This is a genomic window from Leifsonia sp. AG29, from assembly GCF_009765225.1.
Classification (GTDB): Bacteria; Actinomycetota; Actinomycetes; order Actinomycetales; family Microbacteriaceae; genus Leifsonia.
In genome coordinates this window covers 1,077,186-1,095,995 of sequence record NZ_VMSF01000001.1, presented here as the reverse complement: position 1 = coordinate 1,095,995, position 18,810 = coordinate 1,077,186, and the positions used below count along the sequence as shown (strand labels likewise).

Genomic DNA, 18,810 nt, shown 5'->3' with positions numbered 1-18,810 from the left:
CGTCTGCGGCGGTAACATCCGTTTCATGCCGCAGATTCGGATCAAGGACGCCGCGCTCTACCTCGGCGTCAGCGACGACACCGTGCGCCGCTGGGTCGACGCCGGTTCGTTGAGCAGCGACCGCGACCAGGCCGGCCGCACCGTCGTCGACGGGTTGGAGCTCGCGAAGCTCGCCCGGCGCAACGCGGTGCTTCCCGACGATCCCTCCGGTGTGGCCCGGTCGGCGCGCAACCGCTTCGTGGGCCTCGTGACCGACATCCGGATGGACACCGTCATGGCCCAGGTCGAGCTCCAGTGCGGTCCGCACCGGGTGGTGTCGCTCATGAGCAGCGAGGCCGTGCGCGAGCTGGGGCTCGAACCGGGTTCCGTCGCCGTCGCCGTCGTGAAGGCGACGACGGTCATCGTCGAGACCCCGATCGGGAGGGACTGACCGTGCCGAACCGGCTCGCCCGCGCCGCGCTGACGATCACGGCGGCGGCCCTCCTGCTGACGGGCTGCGCGACGTCCGCGACCGGAGGCGCTTCCTCCCCGGAATCCGCGACCCCCACCGGCGTGCACGGCCGGATCACGGTCTTCGCCGCTGCCTCGCTCACCACCAGCTTCACGCGGATCGGCCGGGAGTTCGAGGCGGCCTACCCCGGAGCGACCGTGACCTTCAGCTTCGCCGGCTCCTCCGACCTCGTCACCCAGCTGACCGAGGGTGCGCCTGCTGACGTGTTCGCCTCGGCCGTCGAGGGGAACATGCAGAAGGCGGTCAAGGCGGGCGTCACCTCGGGGCCGCCCGTGCGCTTCGCCACGAACGTTCTCTCCATCGCGGTGCCCCCGGGCAACCCGGCGAAGATCCGCGCCTTCGCGGACCTCGCCCGGTCGGGCGTCAAGACGGTGGTGTGCGCTCCGCAGGTTCCCTGCGGGGCCGCGACGGCGAAGGTGGAGGCGTCGAGCGGCACCGCCCTGTCGCCCGTGAGCCAGGAGTCGTCCGTCACGGACGTGCTCGGCAAGGTCGAGTCCGGCGAAGCAGATGCGGGCATCGTGTACGCCACCGACGTCAAGGCCGCGGGTGCGAAGGTCGCCACTGTTCCGTTCCCCGAGGCGGCCGACGTCGTCAACGAGTACCCGATCGCAACCATCGCCGGCTCCGCGCAGCCCGCGACGGCGCGGGCCTTCGTCGCCTTCGTCGCGGGCCCGCAGGGGCGCGCCGTCCTCCGGGCCGCCGGATTCGGCGCCCCGTGACGATTCCGCGACTCGACGTCCCGCGCTGGGTGACCGTGCTCGCGGCGCTCGGAGCGCTGTTCGTGGCATTGCCGGTGATCGCCATGGTGCTCCGCGTGAACTGGGCGCAGCTCATCCCGCTGCTCTCGTCTCCCGCGTCGGTGGAGGCACTGCTGCTGAGCCTGCGCACCTCCCTGATCGCCACCGCCGCCTGCCTCGTGCTCGGGGTGCCGATGGCGCTCGTCCTGGCACGGGTGCCGTTCCCGGGCCGGCGTCTGGTGCGGGCGATCGTGCTGCTCCCGCTGGTGCTGCCTCCCGTCGTCGGCGGCCTGGCGCTGCTCGCGCTGTACGGGCGGCGAGGCCTCTTCGGCGGCGCGATCGATGTCGCGTTCTCGACACCGGCGGTGATCATCGCGCAGACGTTCGTCGCGCTGCCGTTCCTCGTGCTGAGTCTCGAGGGTGCGCTCCGCACGGCGGGCCCGGCGTACGAGGCCGTGGCAGCGACGCTGGGCGCAGGTCCGTGGACGGTACTCCGGCGGGTCACCCTCCCCCTCGTCGCACCGGCGGTCGTCTCCGGGGCGATCCTGTCCTTCGCCCGCGCGCTCGGCGAGTTCGGCGCGACGCTGACGTTCGCCGGCAGCCTGCAGGGCACCACCCGCACCCTGCCGCTCGAGATCTATCTCCAGCGCGAGACCGACCCGGACGCGGCGCTGGCGCTGTCGCTCCTGCTCATCGTCGTGGCGATCGTCGTCGTCGGTGTCGCCCACGGAACCGGAGGCGCGCGTCGGCGCCCCGCGGCGCGCGAGGCCGTCGCGTGAGCCTCCGGCTCGCCGCCTCCCTCCCCGAGCGATCGCTGGAGGTGGACCTCGCCGTGCCCGGCGGCGAGACCCTCGCTCTGCTGGGCCCGAACGGCGCGGGCAAGTCGACGGTGCTCGGCATCGTCGCCGGGCTGGTCCGCCCCAGCGCGGGCCGCGCCACGCTTGACGGCTCGACGCTCTTCGATCTCCCCGGCAGCTGGCCGGCGCCGCACCGGCGCGGCGTGGCACTGCTCGCCCAGGAGGCGCTGCTCTTCCCGCACCTGAGCGTTCGCCACAACGTCGAGTTCGGGCCCCGCAGCGCTGGACTCCCCCGGTCGGCTGCCGCCGCGCGGGCCGACGAATGGCTCGACAGGACGGGGACGGCGGCCTTCGCCGGCCTCCGCCCGGGCGAGCTCTCCGGCGGCCAGGCGCAGCGCGTCGCGATCGCGCGGGCCCTCGCGGCCGAACCGCGCCTCCTGCTGCTCGATGAACCGCTCTCGGCGCTCGATGTCACGGTCGCCGCAGAGCTCCGCACCGTGCTCTCCGAGGTCCTGGAGGGGCGCACCACCGTCCTGGTGACGCACTACGCCCTCGACGCGTACCTGCTCGCCGACCGGGTCGCCGTGCTCGAGTCGGGCCGTGTCGTGGAGGAGGGTCCCGCCCGCGCCGTCTTCGAGCACCCCCGGCACCCGTTCACCGCGGAGCTCTCGGGGTTGTCGCTCGTCTCGGGACGCCGATCGGCCGGCGGCCTCATCACGGAGTCGGGGGCCCTGATCCCCGGCATCGCGGCCGGCCCGCTGGCGGAGGGAGCAGCGGTGACAGCCGTCGTGCGACCGTCCGCGGTGCGGGTCGAGACGCCGAGGAGCACCGCCGACACCGATCCCGGGATCCCGGCCCGGGTCATCGCCCTCGAACCGCACGCCGACCTGGTCCGGGTGCGGACCGACGTGCTGACGGCGCTGGTGCCGCCAGCGGTGATCGCGGAAGCGCGCCTGCTGCCGGGTGCCGCGGTGACGCTCCGGGTCGCCCCCGAGGACGTCGCGATCCGCCCCGTCTGAGCTAGCCCCCGGCGAACGGCGGGAGGACGTCGACGGCCTCATCGAGCTCGCGCGACGGGTCGCGGGAGACGACACCGCCCACGAGGAACGACCCCGACCGCAGGACCCGCTCCATCGGCTCGCCGTAGCGCTCCGACAGGAGGGCGCGGAGTCCGCCGAGCGTCGCTTCGCCGAGCTGGAGGCGCTCCTCCGGGCGGCCGGCGGCCTCCTCGGCGGCCGCGAAGTACCGCACCAGGATCTCAGCCACCGATCGCCCCCATGCTCCGGACCGGCGGCGCGAACGCCGCGGAATCGATGCCGTGACCCTTCTGCTTGCCCCACATCGCTGCCCGCCACCACCGGGCGATCTCGGCGTCGGGCGCGCCCGACCGCAGCAGTCCGCGGAGGTCGGTCTCATCGTCGCCGAACAGGCACGAGCGGACGGTGCCCTCCGCGGTGATGCGCGTGCGGTCGCACGCGGCGCAGAAGGAGCGCGTCACCGAGGCGATGATCCCGACCGTGGCGGGACCGCCGTCGACGAGCCATTCCTCGGCGGGCGCCGACGGGTCGTCGCGCCCCGCCTCGGTGAGCTCGAAACGGTTGCCGAGGACCTCGAGCAGCTCGGCCGCCGGGACCATGTTGTCGCGCACCCAGGCGTGGTCCGCGTCGAGCGGCATCTGCTCGATGAACCGGAGCAGGAACCCGTTGTCGACCGCCCAGCCGAGGAGGTCCGGCGCGTCCGCGAGGGTCTGGCGCATCATCACGGCGTTCAGCTTGAGCGGCGACAGGCCCGCGTCGTGCGCCGCCCGGATGCCCGCGAGCACGGCCGGAAGACGGTCTCGCCGGGTCAGCTCGGCGAAATGCGCGCGGTCCACCGTGTCGAGCGACACGTTCACCCGGGTCAGCCCGGCCTCGACGAGCGCACCGATCCGGTGATCCAGGCCGATGCCGTTCGTCGTGATCGAGAGGTCGACCCCGGGGGCCGCCGCGGCGGAGAGACCGATGATCTCGGCGAGGTCGGCGCGCATGAGCGGCTCGCCGCCCGTGAACCGGACCTCCCGCACGCCGAGGTCGCGGACGCCGATGCCGACGAGACGCGCGATCTCGGAGGCGGTGAGCAGCTCGTCCCGCGGGATCGCCGGGAGACCCTCCGCCGGCATGCAGTAGGTGCAGCGCAGCGAGCACTTCTCGGTGACCGAGACCCGCAGGTCCCGGGCGACCCGCCCGAACCGGTCGACGAGGCCCGGATGGTCCGGCCGGTCGCCGGCATCGGGCAGCGCGCCCGCTCGCGGCCCGGGGCCGCCGGGCAGCGCGGAGCTCCGGGGCAACCCGAGGTTCACGGCGGTCATGGTCTTCACCCTAGACCGATGCCGGCCCGAGGGCAGTCCCGCCGTAGACCGCGCCGCGCGCCTCCCCCTATGCTGCCGCCATGGGAATCATCTCGTCCGGCTTCCTCGGTCGCCGTCGGAACGACGACCCCCGCCTCCCTCCCGGGCAGTACCTCACGGAGGGCTTCCCGGTGCTCTCCGCCGGGCCCACGCCCCGTATCCCGCACGACGACTGGGCCTTCACGATCACGAACGAGAAGGGCGTCGTCAAGAGCTGGACCTGGGAGGAGTTCCTCGCCCTCCCGCAGGACGAGGTCAGCACCGACATCCACTGCGTGACCAGCTGGTCGAAGCTCGGCACCTCGTGGCGCGGCGTCTCGCTCGACACGCTCTTCGCCGAGGTCGACACCGACTACGAGTACACGATGGCGCACAGCTACGGCGGCTACACGACGAACGTCCCCCTCGCCGACCTGCTCGACGGCAAAGCGTGGATCGCCCACACCTTCGACGGAGCCGAGCTCGCGCCGGAGCACGGGGGTCCCGCGCGCCTCCTGGTGCCCCACCTCTACTTCTGGAAGAGCGCCAAGTGGGTGAGCGGACTGGAGATGCTCCCGCAGGACCAGCCCGGCTTCTGGGAGCAGAACGGCTACAACATGTACGGCGACCCCTGGAAGGAGCAGCGCTACTGGTGAGCACCGCGTGGCGAGTGGCCGACGTGGTCGACGCGCGCGCCGAGACCGCGACCGCACGCACCCTCCGGCTGCGCATCCCCGGGCTGAGCGGGCATCTGGCCGGCCAGCACGTCGACATCCGTCTCACTGCGCCCGACGGCTACCAGGCCGTGCGCTCCTACTCCATCGCCTCGGCGCCCGGTGCCGGGGGGCTCTCTCCGGCGGCTCTCGGCCCGGACGAGCTCGAGATCACGGTGGAGGAGCTTCCCGACGGCGAGGTGTCGCCCTATCTCGTGCACGGCATCATGCCGGGCGACCAGCTGGAAGTGCGCGGGCCCGTCGGCGGCTGGTTCGTCTGGCGCGCGGCCGACCCCGGTCCGGTGCAGTTGATCGGCGGGGGCTCCGGGGTGGTCCCGCTCATGTCGATGGCCCGGGCGCACGCGGCGGCCGCGAGCGCGGCGCCCTTCCGCCTCCTCTACTCCGTTCGGACGCCGGCCTCCGGCTACTACGCCGACGAGCTCGCCCGGCTCGCCGGCGGGCCCGCGCCGCTCCGCGTCGACTACGTCTACACCCGGGAGGCGCCTCCCGGGTCACCCGTGCCTCCCGGCCGGCTGATGCGCGAGGCGCTGATGGGCCTGGTGCTTCCGAGCGACGAGGACCAGACCTTCTACCTGTGCGGCTCCACGCCGTTCGTCGAGGCCGTCTCCGGCTGGCTCGTCGACGCCGGCCACGACCCGGCGCGCATCCGCACCGAGCGCTACGGCGGCATCGGAGGCGCAGCATGACGGATCCCACGAGTGACGCTCCCGGGGAGCGCCTGGACTACCTCGACGGCAACGCCGCCGCCGGCCTGCTCTCGGAGGTCTTCGCCGTCGACGTCACCTCCGCGCGCGGTCGCTGCGCGCACTGCGGCGACGAGGCCGTCGTGGCGCGGGGTCGCGTCTACCCCGACGATCACGGCGTCGTCCTCCGCTGCTCCGTGTGCGGCGACGTTCTCGCGGTGGCGACGGAGCGCGCCGGGCGGCTCTGCCTCGACCTCCGCGGCCTCTCCTGGCTCGAGTTCGCCGTCGAGTGATCCGGAGCGGGCGGTGCACTGCACGCGCGTGCGTCCCGAGCGGTCAGGACGAGCCCCTATGATTCTCCAGTGCCTCCCCACACGTCCGAAACCGTTGCACCCTCGGCGCCCGCCGGCGTCGATCCCGACGATCTGGCGACGACCCTCCGGGTCCTCGCCTCCCTTCACGAACTCGACCGGGAGCACCCGGACTTCGTGAGGGTGCGCCAGGCCACGGCGCACATGTTCAAGGCGGTCAAGCAAGCGCGCCGACGGCAGCTTCGCGACGAGGAGCTCGCGGCCGACCGGGCCGTGGTGGCCGCGACGGCCACCGGAGCGCCCGATCGCATCGACGACGAGACGCGCGGACGCGAACTGACGTCGTCGACCACCGGCGCACCCACGGCGGGCACCCTGCGCCGGGCGCAGGCCTGCTACATCTGCAAGGCCCCGTACACCGAGGTGGACTGGTTCTACCACCAGCTGTGCCCCTCCTGCGCGGCGCTCAGCCACGCGAAGCGGAACGCGCGCACCGACCTGACCGGCAAGAGCGCCCTCCTGACCGGAGGCCGCGCCAAGATCGGGATGCACATCGCGTTGCGGCTGCTCCGCGACGGCGCGCACCTCACGATCACGACGCGGTTCCCCCGCGACGCGGTGCGGCGCTTCTCCAGCCTCCCCGACGCCGGGCGCTGGCTGCACCGCCTCCGGGTGGTCGGCATCGACCTCCGCGACCCGGCCCAGGTGATCGCCCTGGCCGACTCCGTGGCCGAGCGGGGGCCGCTGCACGTCCTCATCAACAACGCCGCGCAGACCGTCCGGCGCTCCCCCGGCGCCTACTCCCTCCTCGCCGAGGCGGAGAGCCGGCCACTCCCCGACGGTCCGCTGCCCGAGCTCGAGACCTTCGGCCACACCGCCGACCCGCACCCTCAGGCCCTCCAGGCCTCGGTCGCGGCCCACCCCCTCCTCTCGGCGGCCGACGTCACTGGGACCATCGCCGAGCTCGCCGGCCCCGCGGCCCTCACCGCCAGCGACCTCGCGCGCCTGGCCATGGCGCCCGGATCCTCCTCGCTGGAGCGGCACGCCGACGGCACCGCCATCGACGCGGGCGGCCTGGTGCCGGACGTCGACACGGTCAACAGCTGGACCCGGACGGTCGGCGACGTCGACCCGCTCGAGCTCCTCGAGGTGCAGCTCTGCAACACCACGGCGCCGTTCATCCTCGTCGACCGGCTCCGGCCGTCGCTCGCCTCCGCGGGACGGTCGTACGTCGTCAACGTGTCGGCGATGGAGGGCGTCTTCGGCCGCCGCTACAAGGGACCGGGGCATCCGCACACCAACATGGCGAAGGCCGCCCTCAACATGCTCACGCGAACGAGCGCGGGCGAGCTCTTCACGTCCGACGGCATCCTGATGACGAGCGTCGACACCGGCTGGATCACCGACGAGCGCCCGCACGTCACGAAGGTCCGCCTCGCCGAGGAGGGCTTCCACGCCCCCCTCGACCTGGTCGACGGCGCGGCGCGGGTGTACGACCCGATCGTGCGAGGAGAGGGCGGCGAGGACGTCTACGGGGTGTTCCTCAAGGACTACAGGCCGTCGGCGTGGTGACCAGAGGTACGCTGACCACGAAGACACGAGCGAAGGATCGTCGATGACGAGCACACCGGGCCCGCGGGTCCCGAAAGAGGTGGCCGAGTCGGAGCAGACAGGGCCGGGAGCCCCCGTCGCCGCCGCGCCGCCGCGTGTCACTCCGCGGAGCACCATCCCCGTGCCGGGGCAGGCGCGCCCCGTCCCGATGCCGACCACGCACCGAGGGCGGCTGCGTCACTGGCTGCTGCGCGGGATGGTCGACGAGCAGGGCACCCAGCAGGGTCCGCACGGCCGCAATCCCGAGCGCACCCACTCCTGGTGGCAGGTGATGTGCCTGACCGGCGTCGACTACTTCTCGACCCTCGGCTACCAGCCCGCCATCGCCGCGCTCGCCGCCGGCCTCATCTCCCCGTTCGCCACCCTCGTCCTGGTGGCCCTCACCCTCCTCGGCGCCCTCCCGGTGTACCGCCGGGTGGCGCGCGAGAGCTTCAAGGGCTCCGGCTCGATCGCCATGCTGGAGAGGTTCCTCCCCTGGTGGGCGGGCAAGCTCTTCGTCCTGGTGCTGCTCGGGTTCGCGGCCACGGACTTCATGATCACGATCACGCTGTCCGCGGCGGACGCCTCGGCCCACGCCATCGAGAACCCGTTCGCTCCGTCGTGGTTCCACGGGCAGAACGTGGTCATCACCCTGACCCTCATCGCCCTGCTGGGCGCGGTGTTCCTGAAGGGCTTCCGCGAGGCCATCGGCATCGCGGTGGTGCTCGTCGGCGTGTACCTCGCGCTCAACGTCGTCGTGGTGGCGACCTCGATCGTGGAGGTGTTCCAGCACCCCACCGCGATCGACGACTGGTGGACCGCCCTGTTCCAGCAGAACGGGAACCCGCTCATCATCGTGGGCGTCGCGCTCCTCGTCTTCCCGAAGCTCGCTCTGGGTCTCTCGGGCTTCGAGACCGGCGTCGCGGTCATGCCGCAGATCAAGGGACGCCAGGACGACGACCCGGAGCAGCCGGAGGGCCGGATCCGCGGCGCCCACCGCCTCCTCACGACGGCGGCGATCATCATGAGCGTCTTCCTGATCACCTCGAGCTTCACGACGACGCTCCTCATCCCCCAGAAGGAGTTCCAGCCGGGAGGCGCGGCCAACGGCCGCGCGCTCGCCTACCTCGCGCACGAATACCTCGGGAACGCCTTCGGCACGGTCTACGACATCAGCACGATCTTCATCCTGTGGTTCGCCGGCGCCTCGGCGATGGCGGGCCTCCTCAACCTCGTCCCGCGATACCTCCCGCGCTACGGCATGGCGCCCCAGTGGGCTCGCGCCGTCCGACCGCTCGTGCTCGTCTTCACCGCGATCGCCTTCCTCATCACGATCGTGTTCGACGCGAACGTCGACGCGCAGGGCGGCGCCTACGCCACCGGCGTCCTGGTGCTGATCACCTCCGCGTCGCTGGCGGTGAGCCTCTCGGCGTGGCGCAAGAAGCAGCCCAAGCGCACGCTCGTGTTCGCGATCATCACGGCGATCTTCGTGTACACGACGATCGACAACATGATCGAGCGGCCCGACGGCCTGCGGATCGCGACGCTGTTCATCATCGGCATCCTCGTGGTCTCGATCGTGTCGCGCGTCGGGCGGTCCTTCCAGCTGCGAGCCACCTCAGTCACCTTCGACGTGACGGCCCTCGACTTCATCCTCGAGGACGCCGAGGAGGGCGAGATCCGCATCATCTCGCACGAGCCCGACGTCGAGACGACGAAGGAGTACGAGCAGAAGAACAAGGACGAGCGGAAGTTCAGCCACATCCCGCAGCGTTCGCGCACCATCTTCCTGGAGGTGTTCCCGTCGGACTCCTCCGACTTCGAGGAGGACCTCGTGGTGCACGGCGTCGTCAAGTTCGGCTACCGGGTGCTCCAGGTCAAGAGCGGCAACGTGCCGAACACCATCGCCTCGGTGCTGCTCGAGATGCGCGACATCACGGGCGTCGTGCCGACGATCTACTTCGAGTGGACCGAGGGCAACCCGATCTCGAACATGTTCCGGTACCTCATCACCGGGGTGGGCGAGGTGGCGCCGGTCACGCGGGAGGTGCTCCGCGAGGCCGAGAAGGACGTCAAGCGCCGGCCGGCCGTGCACGTCTCCTGAGCGCGGCTCGCGACCGTGGGCTGTGCCGTGTGGCACCATGTGCGCATGGAGCCACACGCGGTGTTCGAGTCGATCGGGGTCGCGTTCGAGTTCGTCGGGGTGGCGGCCATGGCGATCGGCTTCGTGGTCGCGCTGTTGCTGGCTGTGCTCGCCTGGAGGCGCACCCGGAGCGGGGCCGCCGCGTTCCGGACCCTGCGGGAGAGCTTCGGCGGGGTGATCCTGCTCGGGCTCGAGCTGCTCGTGGCGGCCGACCTCGTGAAGACGGTGACGTCGACGCCGTCGCTCACCGACGCGTTCGTGCTCGCGATCATCGTCCTGATCCGCACCATCCTCAGCTTCTCGCTCCAGGTCGAGATCGACGGCGTGGCCCCGTGGCGGCGAGCACTCGTCACCGGTCCCGAAGCGCTCGCGCACGCGGCTCGGCGAGCCGGAGAGCCGGCGGCCGGCACCGGCGGAGCGGCGGCGGAGGGCCGCTGACGCGAGCGCTCAGCCGGCCTGATCGTCGCTGCGTCGCGCGCGCTCCGCGTCGCGCTGCTTGACGCGCGCGTTCTCGGCGCGTACTGCGGCCTGCGTCGCGCGCTCGGAGACCAGCCACGCGGGCGGGTCGGCGAGCAGCGCCTTGATCTCGCTCGTGGTCAGCGCCTCCGTGACGCCGCCGCGGGCGAGCCCAGAATTCGACACGCCCAGCTTGCGCGCGACGACGTCGCGCGGGTGAGGCCCCTCGGCGCGGAGCGCCTGCAGCCACGCGGGCGGCTCTGCGAGCAGCTCGTCGAGCTCGGTGCGGCTGATCTCGCGCTCGCGGAACTCGGGAGGCGTCGCCGGCAGGTAGACGCCGAGCTTCTTGGCCGCGGTCGCCGCCTTCATGGTCTGGGGTTTCATCCCTCCAGCCTATCGAGCGCGCCGCTCGCCGGAGACGTCCGGCCACCCTCGGCTACCCTGGCCAGCATGCACTCCCGCTTCGCGCTCGCCTTCCCGCTCGGGGTCACCGTGGGCAAGTGGACCCGCACGTTCGAGCAGCGGTTCCCGCGCGTCGAACTGCTGGTCCGGCCCGCTCAGGACCCGCTCGCCGTGCTCGCCGCGGGCGAGGCCGACATGGTGTTCGCCCGGGACGCGGCCCCGGACGACGACCGCCATCTCATCCCCCTCTACGAGGAGGAGGTGGTGGTCGTCATGCACCACGAGCACCTCCTCACGCTGGAGGAGGAGCTGGCGCTTCGCGATCTGGCGGACGAACCCCGCGTCACCGGATCCCCGGACGAGGCCCTCATGCGCAGCGTCGCCGCGGGTGACGGCATCGCCCTGCTGCCCGCCTCGGTCGCCAAGGCGCTCCGACGTCGCGACGTCGTGGCGATGACACTGCGGGACGCCCCGCGGAGCAGCATCGGGCTGACCTGGCCGCGGGAGGGCCAGCACGAGCTCGTGGACGACTTCATCGGGATCGTCCGCGGCCGGACCGCTCACAGTTCGCGGAACCCACAGGTGGCGGAGCAGCAGGCGTCGACCTCCCGCAAGCGGGCGCGGCGGCGCTGACCGCCGGGCGCCGTGCGGGCCAGAATGGCGGGATGACGTCCAGCGCCGGCCGCGATGCCCAGTCCGAGATCTACCGTGCGGGCGTATCCGGCCGCCGGCCGCGCATCCCCGTCGGCGCCGCCGACCTCGAGCGCGCCGCGCAGAAACGCCTGAGCCGCAGGGCGTTCGCCTACATCGCCGGCTCGGCCGGTCTCGAGCGCACGGCCGCGGCCGACCTCGACGCCTTCCGGCAGCACCGGATCGTGCCGCGCGTGCTGCGCGACGTCTCGGCCCGCGACCTCTCGATCGAGCTGCTGGGCATCCGCCGTCCCACGCCGCTGCTCCTGGCGCCGATCGGCGTGCTGGAGCTCGCGCGGCGCGGAGGCGACTCCGCCGCGGCTCGCGCCGCGGCATCACTCGGGGTTCCCGCGGTGCTGTCCACGCAGGCGTCCGAGCCGATGGAGGCGGTCGCCGCGGCCATGGACGGCGTCCGGCCCGGCGCCTCCCGCTGGTACCAGCTCTACTGGAGCTCCTCCCGCGAGCTCGTCGCCTCGCTCGTGGCGCGCGCCGAGGCCTCGGGGTGCGAAGCGATCGTCGTCACGCTCGACACGCACCTGCTCGGCTGGCGGCCGCGCGACCTCTCGCTCGGCTACCTGCCGTTCAGCCGCGGCCTCGGCATCGCCCAGTACACGAGCGACCCCGTCTTCCGCGAGCTGGTCCGAGCGCGGTCGGCACGCGCCGGGCGCCCCCGGACGACTCCCACGCCCGCTGCGTTGCGCTCCTTCGCGAGCATCCTCCGCCATCATCCGGGACCGCTCGGCTCGAAGCTCCGGTCCGGGGAGGCGCTCGCCGCGGTGGAGACGTTCCTCGAGGTGTTCGCGGACCCGTCGCTCCGCTGGGAGGATCTCGCCTTCCTGCGCGAGCGGACGCGCCTCCCGATCGTGCTCAAGGGCGTCCTGCATCCCGATGACGCCCGCCGCGCGGTCGACGCCGGGGTGGACGCCGTCCAGGTCTCGACCCACGGCGGCCGCCAGATCGATGGCGGGCTGTCCGCCCTGGACGCGCTGCCCGCCGTGGTCGAAGCGGTCGACGACCGCCTCCCCGTGCTCTTCGACAGCGGCGTGCGGAGCGGGCGCGACGTCCTGGTCGCGCTGGCCCTGGGCGCCCGGGCCGTGGGACGCCCCTACGCCTACGCGCTCGCCGTCGCGGGCGAGGAAGGCGTCCGCGAGCTCCTCCGCAACATGGTCGCCGAACTCGACATCACGCTCGGTCTCGCCGGGTTGCGCTCCGTGTCCGAGGCCGGCCGGGGACTGCTCGCCTAGGAGACGGAGGCACCGATGAGCGACAGCAGCGCCTGGGCGTAGGCCGTGGCGGCGTCCACGGCCTCGAACATGCGCTCCTGCCCGTCGAGCACGATGGTCACGCGGTAACCGTCGGGCGTGCGCGCGAGGTGCCGGAACGTCGCCCCGAGCAGCTCGCGGAGCTGGTCCTCGCGCGGGATCCACAGCGCTTCCTCCACGGCCAGCGAGTCCAGGGCCCACTCGGTCGTCCCGTTGAACCCGAGGATCGTCCCGGTGTCGAAGTGGTGCGGCTCGATCGTCATGTCGCTGACCGTGAACCGCTCGCCGCCCATGTCGGGCCGGTCGATCGCGAAGGTGTCGCCCGAGACGGGCTGCCAGCGCAGGCCCGCAGCGCGGAGCAGGCGGGCGGTGTCGTCATCGATCATGGGTGCTTCCTCTCGTCGGGTCCCCGGGGCTCAGTCGGTCACGATCACGATCTTGCCGCGCAGGTGGCCGCCCTCGAGCCGGGCGAACGCCTCCACCGTGCGCTCGATCGGGTAGATGGAGTCGATGGGCAGGACGAGCTCGTTCTCCGCGAGCAGCTGCGCCAGCTCGGCCAGCTCGTCGTTGCCCGCCGCGGCCCCTCCGACGTGCTGCGCGCCGCGGGCCGCCGGCCCGAAGACGGCGATGGTGTTGATGCGCTCGGGAGGGACGCCCAGCTCCAGCGCCGCATCGATCGTGTCCGGACCGTGGTTGTCGAGGACCGCGGTGATGCGGCGGTCCGGGTCGAGCACCTCGCGCACCCGCCCGGCCAGTCCCTCCCCGTAGGCGACCGGGACGACACCGAGCGTCTCGAGGAACTCGTGGTTCTCCTCGCTCGCCGTCCCGACGACGTGGGCGCCGGCGCGGATCGCCAGCTGCGCCGCCAGGACGCCGACGCCGCCGGCCGCGGCGCTGACCAGCACGCAGTCGTCCTCGGCGAGGTCGAGCGACCGGACCGAGGCCATGGCGGTGCGCCCTACGACGCCGAGCGAACCCGCGACCTCGAACGTCAGCGGGTCCGGTTTGGGGATGACCCGGCCGTCCTCCGGGACGACGACGAAGTCGGCGACGGAGGCGAACGGCGCCGTGCCGAGCACCGCCTGGCCGAGCTCGAACCGCGAGACGCCCTCGCCGAGCTCCTCGACGAACCCCGCGAAGTCCTGCCCGATCCCGCTCGGGAGCGTGACGCCCATCCGAGCCGCGGCCGCCTCGTCGCGATAGCACTTGTAGTCCATCGGATTCAGCCCGGCGGCCATCACCCGGACGAGCACCTGCCCGGGGCCGGGCCACGGCCGCTCGCGCTCGACGACATGGAGGAAGTCCCGGGAACTGAACTCATCGAACTGGACGAAACGCGGCACAGGCTGAGTCCCTTCTCTCGTAGGAGGGAGCCTACGCCCGGTTGCCCCGGGAGAGGCCGGGAGTCAGCCGAAGAGGAGCGCGGCCTCCTCGTAGCGCGCCGGCGGCACCGTCTTGAGGCCGCCGGTCGCGTCGGCGATGGAGACGTTGACGACATCGGTGCCCCGGAGCGCGACCATGGAGCCCCAGCGGCCCTCGTAGACGGCGTCGACGGCGGCCATGCCGAGGCGCGTGGCGAGCACGCGGTCGTAGGCGCTCGGCACCCCGCCGCGCTGCATGTGCCCGAGGACCGTCGCGCGCGACTCGATCCCCGTGCGCTCCTCGATCATCGGGGCGAGCATCTCGCCGATCCCGCCGAGCCGGGGGCGGTTGAAGGCGTCGAGACCCTTGTGGGAGTGGGCCTCCTCCATCGTGTCGAGGTGGAACCCCTCCGACACGACGATCACGGGCGCGCGGCCGCGGTCGCGGACCGACTCCACCCACTCGCAGATCTGCTCGATCGACTGCGGCTGCTCCGGGATGAGGATCGCGTGCGCGCCGCCCGCCATGCCCGAGTGGAGGGCGATCCAGCCCACGTGCCGGCCCATCACCTCCACGACCATGCAGCGCTGGTGCGACTCGGCGGTCGTCCGGAGGCGGTCGATCGCCTCGGTGGCGATCTCGACCGCTGTGTCGAAGCCGAAGGAGTAGTCCGTCGCCGCCAGGTCGTTGTCGATGGTCTTCGGGACGCCCACGATGCGCAGGCCCGCGTCGGTGAGACGCCGTGCCGCGGTGAGGGTGCCCTCGCCCCCGATCGCGATGATGGCGTCGATGCCGTTGTCGTCCATCATCCGCTGGATGTTCTCGGGGCCGCCGCCCTCGCCCTCGAACGGGTTGGTGCGGCTCGACCCGAGGATCGTGCCGCCCTGGCGCGAGAGGCCGCGGACGCTGTGCCGGTCGAGCGGGACGATGTCCGCATCGACGACACCCCTCCAGCCGTAGCGGAAGCCGGCGAACTCGGAGTGGTACACCCGGTCGCCCTTGAGCACGGCCCCGCGGATGACCGCGTTGAGGCCGGGGCAGTCTCCGCCGCTGGTGAGGATGCCGATCTTCATGCTGCTCCGTTTCTCGTTACGCCTCTTGAATCATGCCCGACGCCTCCCCCGATGCACAAAAGCGCTCTGGACTGCGGAGGCAGCCGGTGATATATGCGCCGCCGCGGCGGCACGGCGTCAGAGACCGAGCGCGCGCTGGAGCTTCGAGGAGCTCTCCGACGGCCGGGCACCGGCGGCGAGGAGGCGCTCCTCGATGCCGTCGAGAAGAGCCGTGCGCTTCTTCCGGCTGTCCGGGGCGCCGCTCAGGAGCTCGACCTCCCACTCCCGCCAGGTCCGGACGGCACCCGTGCGCAGGTTCTCGCTGCGCACGTGGTCGTCCGAGAGCTCGGCGAGGTCGAATCCGGCGGCGTCCTGCAGCACGACGGTCACCCTGCTGTTCTCGACGCGGGCGATCGGGGCGAGAGCTGCGCCTGCCGTGTGCTCGCGCAGGTGCTCGACCAGCTCCGCGGGCGGCTCGTCGCTCCCGGTCGGCGGCCACTGCAGCTCCGTCCGGCCCTCCTCGGCCGGCAGCTTCACGTGCCAGCCCGCATCGTGGCCGCCGTGACGCACCCGCATCGCGACGCGGTTGCGGGCCAGGTCGAGGTCGGCGGTGTCGAAGTAGACGGCCACCAGCTCGTACTCCTGCGGCTCCCCCTCGACGGCGACGGCGCCGACGCCGACGAGCTGGGGAGGCTGCGCCTCGTCCCCCACGTCGTACTTGCGCTCGATCTCGGTCTGGGAGTGATGCGGCATATCCCCTGTCTAGCCCAGAACCCCGCCGTCGCGAAATCATGGCGCTGTCGGATGGTCGCCGTAGGGTGGGCGCATGGCAGAGACGATCATCGCCCGCTTCCAGGTCACGGGCTGGGACCCGGCCGCCCTCGACGGGATCGGCGGCGACTGGCTCGGGGCCGTCGTCATGCGCAAGACCTACACCGACGGGCTGTCGGGCGAGTCGACCGCGCACTTCGTCTCCTCCGGAACCGAGGAGGCGGGCCGCGGCTACCTGGCCGCCGAGCGCATCACCGGCTCGCTGCCCGACGGCCGGTCGGGTTCGTTCACCGTTCACCACGGCGCTCTTCAGCACCCAGGCGATCCCTCCGCCTTCGGATACGTGGTGCCCGGGACGGGGACGGCCGATTTCGCGGGCTTCAGCGGCCGGGCGCGGATCGAGCACGACGAGCAGGGGCCGTCGTTCGTGTTCGACCTCGACTGAGCCGCGCGCCGAACCCGGCGCCGCGCCCGGGACCCGGGACCCGGGCCTCGGGGCGCTTCCCGCCCGCTCCGGGCGGCGGTACCCTCTCAGCATGAGCGAGAGCGACACGGGAACCGCCGGCACCCCCCGGCGCGACGACGACCTCGACGAGTTCCGAGAGGCGCAGGAGGGCGACTATGAGCCCGCGCCCGTCGTGCACGACCCCGACGACCTCCCCGTCGACGACGAGGAGGCGGACGACCTCCTCGTCCCGGATGACGACCGGCCCGTGCCGCTCGACGACGACGAGGACGAGATCGGCTGACCCCCTCGGCGCCTAGTCGCCCAGCGCCTCCTCGAGCAGGTGGATGAGCGCGTCGAGCTGGACCGAGTCGCCCGACCCCACCTCGACATCGCTGCCGTCGAGCGCCCGGGCTGCGAGGCCCTGCTTGGCGTCGATGAGCTCGGCGATCTTCGCGTCGATCGTCTGCGCGGCGATGATCCGCCAGGCGGTGACGGGCTCCTCCTGGCCGATCCGGTGGACCCGGTCGATGGCCTGGGTCTGCTCGGCGGCCGTCCAGGACAGTTCGGCGAGGACGACGTTGGAGGCGGCCTGCAGGTTGAGGCCCACGCCTGCCGCGGTCAGCGAGCAGACGGCCACCGCCACGTCGGGGTCGTTGTTGAAGGCGTCGATCTCCTTCTGGCGCGAGAGCGCGGACTGGTCCCCGCGGATCGAGATAGTCTTCAGGTCCCGGGCGGCGAACGCCTCCTCGGCCGCGTCCATCACGTCGATGTGCTTGGCGAAGAAGACGACCTTGCCGACCGACCGCGCGAGCTGCGCGGTGTAGTCGATCGCCAGCCCGGCCTTCGCCTGCCCGATGCGGCGCACCATGGTGAAGACGTTGTCGCCGGTCTTCGCCGACTTCGACTCCTCCAGCTCCGACTGGGCGACGAGGCGGATGAGGTGCCGGCGATGCGCCTCGTCGTCGCCGTCGAACGTGTCGGGGCGGCCGGCGGCGGCTGCGCGGTGGAAGCGCGCGACCAGGCGGGCGGCGAGCTCCTTCTCGGCCTGCCGGATCGACCGGCCGAGGTCGTCGTCGAGTTCGACGGGGAGGTCGACCACGCGTCGGCTCGGCAGGTCGGCAGCCACGTCGAGCTTGCGGCGGCGGACGATCCCGAGGTCGATCACGGCCTCGCGCGCCGCGGCGTAGAACCCGAAGTCGGCCGGGGTCAGCCCCGTCTCCTCCAAGCGCTCCATGAGCTCGGCGGTCGGCTTGCTGCCGTCGATCCAGCCGAGGAACTGCCAGATCGCCTTGAAGTCGTCGATGTCGTTGATGAGCGGCGTGCCGGTCAGTGCGATCAGGAGCGGATCGTGCGTCGTCGAGCGGATCGCCTCGGCGAGGCCGAGGACGAGCCGGGAGCGCTGCGAGTGGAGGTTCTTGATGAAGTGGGCCTCGTCGACCACCATGCCCTGGAAGCCCAGCGTGCTGAGCCACGACAGGTGCCGGTCGAGCACCTCGTAGTTCACGATGACGACGTCCGCGAACGCGTCGAGGCCCTCCCCGTCGCCGTGGATGACGGTGGCGCGGCGGTGCGGCGTCCAGCGCTCGACCTCGCGCGCCCAGTTCATCTTGACGACGTTGGGCACGACGGCGAGCAGCGGGTAGGCACCTGCGACCGACGCGGCGAGGATCGACTGGGCCGTCTTGCCGAGGCCGGGCTCGTCGGCGAGCAGGAACGTGCGGTGCCCCTGCCGCACGCTCTCGATGAAGCGCGACTGGTGGTGCATGAGCTCCAGCCCGGTGGGCGAGTAGCGATCGATCGGCGGCGCCGGCGGCAGCTCCATGCTGGCGGCCTGGCCGCCCGCACCGTACTCGAACGACTTGAACAGCGGGCCGAGGAGCTCCCAGGAGTCGAGCCTCCGGCGCGGGGTGGGGGCGGGAGGCTGAAGCCGGCTGAGATCGGGCGCGAGGAACGGGTTCGAGAGCTGCCGCGCCTTCACCGAGGGCGGCACGACCTGCTTCTCCGCGAGCTCGGGAGGGATCACGCTGTCCTGCTTCGGCGCCGGACGCTCGAACGTGATGATGAGGTCGTCGGGGCTCAGCTCGGTGCCGGACTCGAGCAGCCAGTCGCGGCGCATCTTCTGGGCGGTCGCGGTCGGGGGCGACTCGCTCTCGAGCAGCGTGATGAGCGACGTGTCGCGGGCCGCGGTCTTGGCCAGGATGGTCGCGATGCCGTCCAGCCGTTTGAGCTGCTCGGCGCGCGCGGCGTCCGACAGCTCGGCATCGGCCTTGGCGCGGGCGCGCTCCTCGCGCATGAGGAAGGCGATGACCTGGAACTTGGTGCGGTTCGTGGGGCCGAGCTTCTTCCCGTCGGCGGCCTTCGCTTCGACCTCGCGCACCTTGCGGGCGAGGACGGGGATGAGGCCGTCGTTGTTGGCGTGCCGGTTCCGCCGTTGCTGCGGGCGCGACGAGGTGGTGCGCTGACCCGAACGAGACATGGTCCTCCAGTGGTGCGCCG

The 18,810-nt window shown here is 72.4% G+C and carries 22 protein-coding genes; 14 read left to right on the top strand and 8 right to left on the bottom strand.

The features are described 5' to 3' along the window. The first annotated feature begins 25 nt into the window (after positions 1-25). Genes FPT20_RS05350 through FPT20_RS05335 form a run of 4 tightly spaced genes read left to right on the top strand, consistent with a single transcriptional unit; the run spans position 26 to position 3,064 of the window. A complete protein-coding gene (locus tag FPT20_RS05350) occupies positions 26-430 on the top strand; it encodes a TOBE domain-containing protein (RefSeq protein ID WP_158863303.1) in 405 nt (134 codons plus the stop codon). Further along, on the top strand, positions 427-1,230 hold the full coding sequence (gene modA, locus FPT20_RS05345) for a molybdate ABC transporter substrate-binding protein (protein ID WP_158867845.1): 804 nt from the start codon (positions 427-429) through the stop codon (positions 1,228-1,230). Before FPT20_RS05350 ends, modA begins: the two co-directional genes overlap by 4 nt. Then, entirely contained in the window at positions 1,227-2,027 is an 801-nt protein-coding gene (locus tag FPT20_RS05340) for an ABC transporter permease (protein WP_158863301.1), read from the top strand. Before modA ends, FPT20_RS05340 begins: the two co-directional genes overlap by 4 nt. Beyond that, a complete protein-coding gene (locus FPT20_RS05335) occupies positions 2,024-3,064 on the top strand; it encodes a sulfate/molybdate ABC transporter ATP-binding protein (protein ID WP_158863299.1) in 1,041 nt (346 codons plus the stop codon). The genes FPT20_RS05340 and FPT20_RS05335 overlap by 4 nt, the downstream gene beginning before the upstream one ends. Before the next feature lies 1 nt (position 3,065). Here FPT20_RS05335 and FPT20_RS05330 read toward each other — a convergent pair whose 3' ends face one another. Both FPT20_RS05330 and moaA read right to left on the bottom strand, forming a co-directional pair. Next, positions 3,066-3,311 (bottom strand): MoaD/ThiS family protein, encoded by a 246-nt coding sequence (locus tag FPT20_RS05330; RefSeq protein WP_158863297.1) that lies wholly within the window; start codon positions 3,309-3,311, stop codon positions 3,066-3,068. Beyond that, on the bottom strand, positions 3,304-4,392 hold the full coding sequence (gene moaA / locus FPT20_RS05325) for a GTP 3',8-cyclase MoaA (protein ID WP_158863295.1): 1,089 nt from the start codon (positions 4,390-4,392) through the stop codon (positions 3,304-3,306). The genes FPT20_RS05330 and moaA overlap by 8 nt, the downstream gene beginning before the upstream one ends. A gap of 80 nt (positions 4,393-4,472) precedes the next feature. Between moaA and FPT20_RS05320 the strand changes: the two genes are divergently transcribed. From FPT20_RS05320 to FPT20_RS05295, 6 genes are all read left to right on the top strand, one after another. Then, a complete protein-coding gene (locus FPT20_RS05320) occupies positions 4,473-5,066 on the top strand; it encodes a sulfite oxidase-like oxidoreductase (protein ID WP_199245674.1) in 594 nt (197 codons plus the stop codon). Beyond that, the gene (locus FPT20_RS05315; RefSeq protein ID WP_233265394.1) at positions 5,063-5,830 is read left to right on the top strand and encodes a ferredoxin reductase; all 768 of its coding nucleotides are present in this window, start codon (positions 5,063-5,065) and stop codon (positions 5,828-5,830) included. Before FPT20_RS05320 ends, FPT20_RS05315 begins: the two co-directional genes overlap by 4 nt. Continuing rightward, positions 5,827-6,120 carry a DUF6510 family protein gene (locus FPT20_RS05310; RefSeq protein WP_158863293.1) on the top strand — a complete coding sequence of 98 codons (294 nt, stop codon included), beginning with the start codon at positions 5,827-5,829 and terminating at the stop codon, positions 6,118-6,120. Before FPT20_RS05315 ends, FPT20_RS05310 begins: the two co-directional genes overlap by 4 nt. A gap of 69 nt (positions 6,121-6,189) precedes the next feature. Continuing rightward, positions 6,190-7,710 (top strand): SDR family NAD(P)-dependent oxidoreductase, encoded by a 1,521-nt coding sequence (locus tag FPT20_RS05305; RefSeq protein ID WP_158863291.1) that lies wholly within the window; start codon positions 6,190-6,192, stop codon positions 7,708-7,710. Between the two features lie 187 nt (positions 7,711-7,897). Next, the gene (locus tag FPT20_RS05300; RefSeq protein WP_158867839.1) at positions 7,898-9,832 is read left to right on the top strand and encodes an amino acid transporter; all 1,935 of its coding nucleotides are present in this window, start codon (positions 7,898-7,900) and stop codon (positions 9,830-9,832) included. 45 nt (positions 9,833-9,877) lie between these two features. Further along, positions 9,878-10,309 carry a DUF1622 domain-containing protein gene (locus FPT20_RS05295; protein ID WP_158863289.1) on the top strand — a complete coding sequence of 144 codons (432 nt, stop codon included), beginning with the start codon at positions 9,878-9,880 and terminating at the stop codon, positions 10,307-10,309. Positions 10,310-10,318: 9 nt separating this feature from the next. Here FPT20_RS05295 and FPT20_RS05290 read toward each other — a convergent pair whose 3' ends face one another. Next, the gene (locus FPT20_RS05290; RefSeq protein ID WP_158863287.1) at positions 10,319-10,711 is read right to left on the bottom strand and encodes a DUF5997 family protein; all 393 of its coding nucleotides are present in this window, start codon (positions 10,709-10,711) and stop codon (positions 10,319-10,321) included. Between the two features lie 66 nt (positions 10,712-10,777). Here FPT20_RS05290 and FPT20_RS05285 point away from each other — a divergent pair, with 66 nt between their 5' ends. Both FPT20_RS05285 and FPT20_RS05280 read left to right on the top strand, forming a co-directional pair. After that, positions 10,778-11,362: a LysR substrate-binding domain-containing protein gene (locus FPT20_RS05285; protein ID WP_158863285.1), complete on the top strand. Its 585-nt coding sequence runs from the start codon at positions 10,778-10,780 to the stop codon at positions 11,360-11,362. Between the two features lie 32 nt (positions 11,363-11,394). Further along, complete coding sequence (locus tag FPT20_RS05280; protein WP_158863283.1) at positions 11,395-12,663, top strand: alpha-hydroxy-acid oxidizing protein; 1,269 nt, start codon at positions 11,395-11,397, stop codon at positions 12,661-12,663. On the opposite strand, the gene FPT20_RS05275 is transcribed toward FPT20_RS05280, so the two are convergent. The 4 genes from FPT20_RS05275 to FPT20_RS05260 form a co-directional block, all read right to left on the bottom strand. Continuing rightward, on the bottom strand, positions 12,660-13,067 hold the full coding sequence (locus FPT20_RS05275; RefSeq protein WP_158863281.1) for a hypothetical protein: 408 nt from the start codon (positions 13,065-13,067) through the stop codon (positions 12,660-12,662). The genes FPT20_RS05280 and FPT20_RS05275 overlap by 4 nt on opposite strands. Positions 13,068-13,097: 30 nt before the next feature. Further along, positions 13,098-14,024: an NADP-dependent oxidoreductase gene (locus FPT20_RS05270; RefSeq protein WP_158863279.1), complete on the bottom strand. Its 927-nt coding sequence runs from the start codon at positions 14,022-14,024 to the stop codon at positions 13,098-13,100. A 63-nt stretch (positions 14,025-14,087) separates the two neighbouring features. Continuing rightward, positions 14,088-15,116, bottom strand: coding sequence for a 6-phosphofructokinase (locus FPT20_RS05265; protein WP_158863277.1), 1,029 nt, complete (start codon positions 15,114-15,116; stop codon positions 14,088-14,090). Positions 15,117-15,233: 117 nt separating this feature from the next. Beyond that, positions 15,234-15,848 (bottom strand): CYTH domain-containing protein, encoded by a 615-nt coding sequence (locus tag FPT20_RS05260; protein WP_158863275.1) that lies wholly within the window; start codon positions 15,846-15,848, stop codon positions 15,234-15,236. Between the two features lie 73 nt (positions 15,849-15,921). Between FPT20_RS05260 and FPT20_RS05255 the strand changes: the two genes are divergently transcribed. Beyond that, positions 15,922-16,311: a DUF3224 domain-containing protein gene (locus FPT20_RS05255; protein ID WP_158863273.1), complete on the top strand. Its 390-nt coding sequence runs from the start codon at positions 15,922-15,924 to the stop codon at positions 16,309-16,311. Between the two features lie 91 nt (positions 16,312-16,402). After that, positions 16,403-16,615, top strand: coding sequence for a hypothetical protein (locus tag FPT20_RS05250; protein WP_158863271.1), 213 nt, complete (start codon positions 16,403-16,405; stop codon positions 16,613-16,615). 12 nt (positions 16,616-16,627) lie between these two features. Here FPT20_RS05250 and FPT20_RS05245 read toward each other — a convergent pair whose 3' ends face one another. Further along, positions 16,628-18,790 (bottom strand): DEAD/DEAH box helicase, encoded by a 2,163-nt coding sequence (locus FPT20_RS05245; RefSeq protein ID WP_158867837.1) that lies wholly within the window; start codon positions 18,788-18,790, stop codon positions 16,628-16,630. Between the last annotated feature and the right edge of the window lie 20 nt (positions 18,791-18,810).

What these genes read in the sequence shown, in the direction of transcription:
- FPT20_RS05350 (WP_158863303.1), top strand. Translation starts at nt 26, where the DNA reads ATGCCGCAGATTCGGATCAAGGACGCCGCGCTCTACCTCGGCGTCAGC.
- moaA (WP_158863295.1), bottom strand. Translation starts at nt 4,392, where the DNA reads ATGACCGCCGTGAACCTCGGGTTGCCCCGGAGCTCCGCGCTGCCCGGC.
- FPT20_RS05320 (WP_199245674.1), top strand. Translation starts at nt 4,473, where the DNA reads ATGGGAATCATCTCGTCCGGCTTCCTCGGTCGCCGTCGGAACGACGAC.
- FPT20_RS05310 (WP_158863293.1), top strand. Translation starts at nt 5,827, where the DNA reads ATGACGGATCCCACGAGTGACGCTCCCGGGGAGCGCCTGGACTACCTC.
- FPT20_RS05300 (WP_158867839.1), top strand. Translation starts at nt 7,898, where the DNA reads ATGCCGACCACGCACCGAGGGCGGCTGCGTCACTGGCTGCTGCGCGGG.
- FPT20_RS05295 (WP_158863289.1), top strand. Translation starts at nt 9,878, where the DNA reads ATGGAGCCACACGCGGTGTTCGAGTCGATCGGGGTCGCGTTCGAGTTC.
- FPT20_RS05290 (WP_158863287.1), bottom strand. Translation starts at nt 10,711, where the DNA reads ATGAAACCCCAGACCATGAAGGCGGCGACCGCGGCCAAGAAGCTCGGC.
- FPT20_RS05285 (WP_158863285.1), top strand. Translation starts at nt 10,778, where the DNA reads ATGCACTCCCGCTTCGCGCTCGCCTTCCCGCTCGGGGTCACCGTGGGC.
- FPT20_RS05280 (WP_158863283.1), top strand. Translation starts at nt 11,395, where the DNA reads ATGACGTCCAGCGCCGGCCGCGATGCCCAGTCCGAGATCTACCGTGCG.
- FPT20_RS05275 (WP_158863281.1), bottom strand. Translation starts at nt 13,067, where the DNA reads ATGATCGATGACGACACCGCCCGCCTGCTCCGCGCTGCGGGCCTGCGC.
- FPT20_RS05265 (WP_158863277.1), bottom strand. Translation starts at nt 15,116, where the DNA reads ATGAAGATCGGCATCCTCACCAGCGGCGGAGACTGCCCCGGCCTCAAC.
- FPT20_RS05260 (WP_158863275.1), bottom strand. Translation starts at nt 15,848, where the DNA reads ATGCCGCATCACTCCCAGACCGAGATCGAGCGCAAGTACGACGTGGGG.
- FPT20_RS05255 (WP_158863273.1), top strand. Translation starts at nt 15,922, where the DNA reads ATGGCAGAGACGATCATCGCCCGCTTCCAGGTCACGGGCTGGGACCCG.
- FPT20_RS05250 (WP_158863271.1), top strand. Translation starts at nt 16,403, where the DNA reads ATGAGCGAGAGCGACACGGGAACCGCCGGCACCCCCCGGCGCGACGAC.
- FPT20_RS05245 (WP_158867837.1), bottom strand. Translation starts at nt 18,790, where the DNA reads ATGTCTCGTTCGGGTCAGCGCACCACCTCGTCGCGCCCGCAGCAACGG.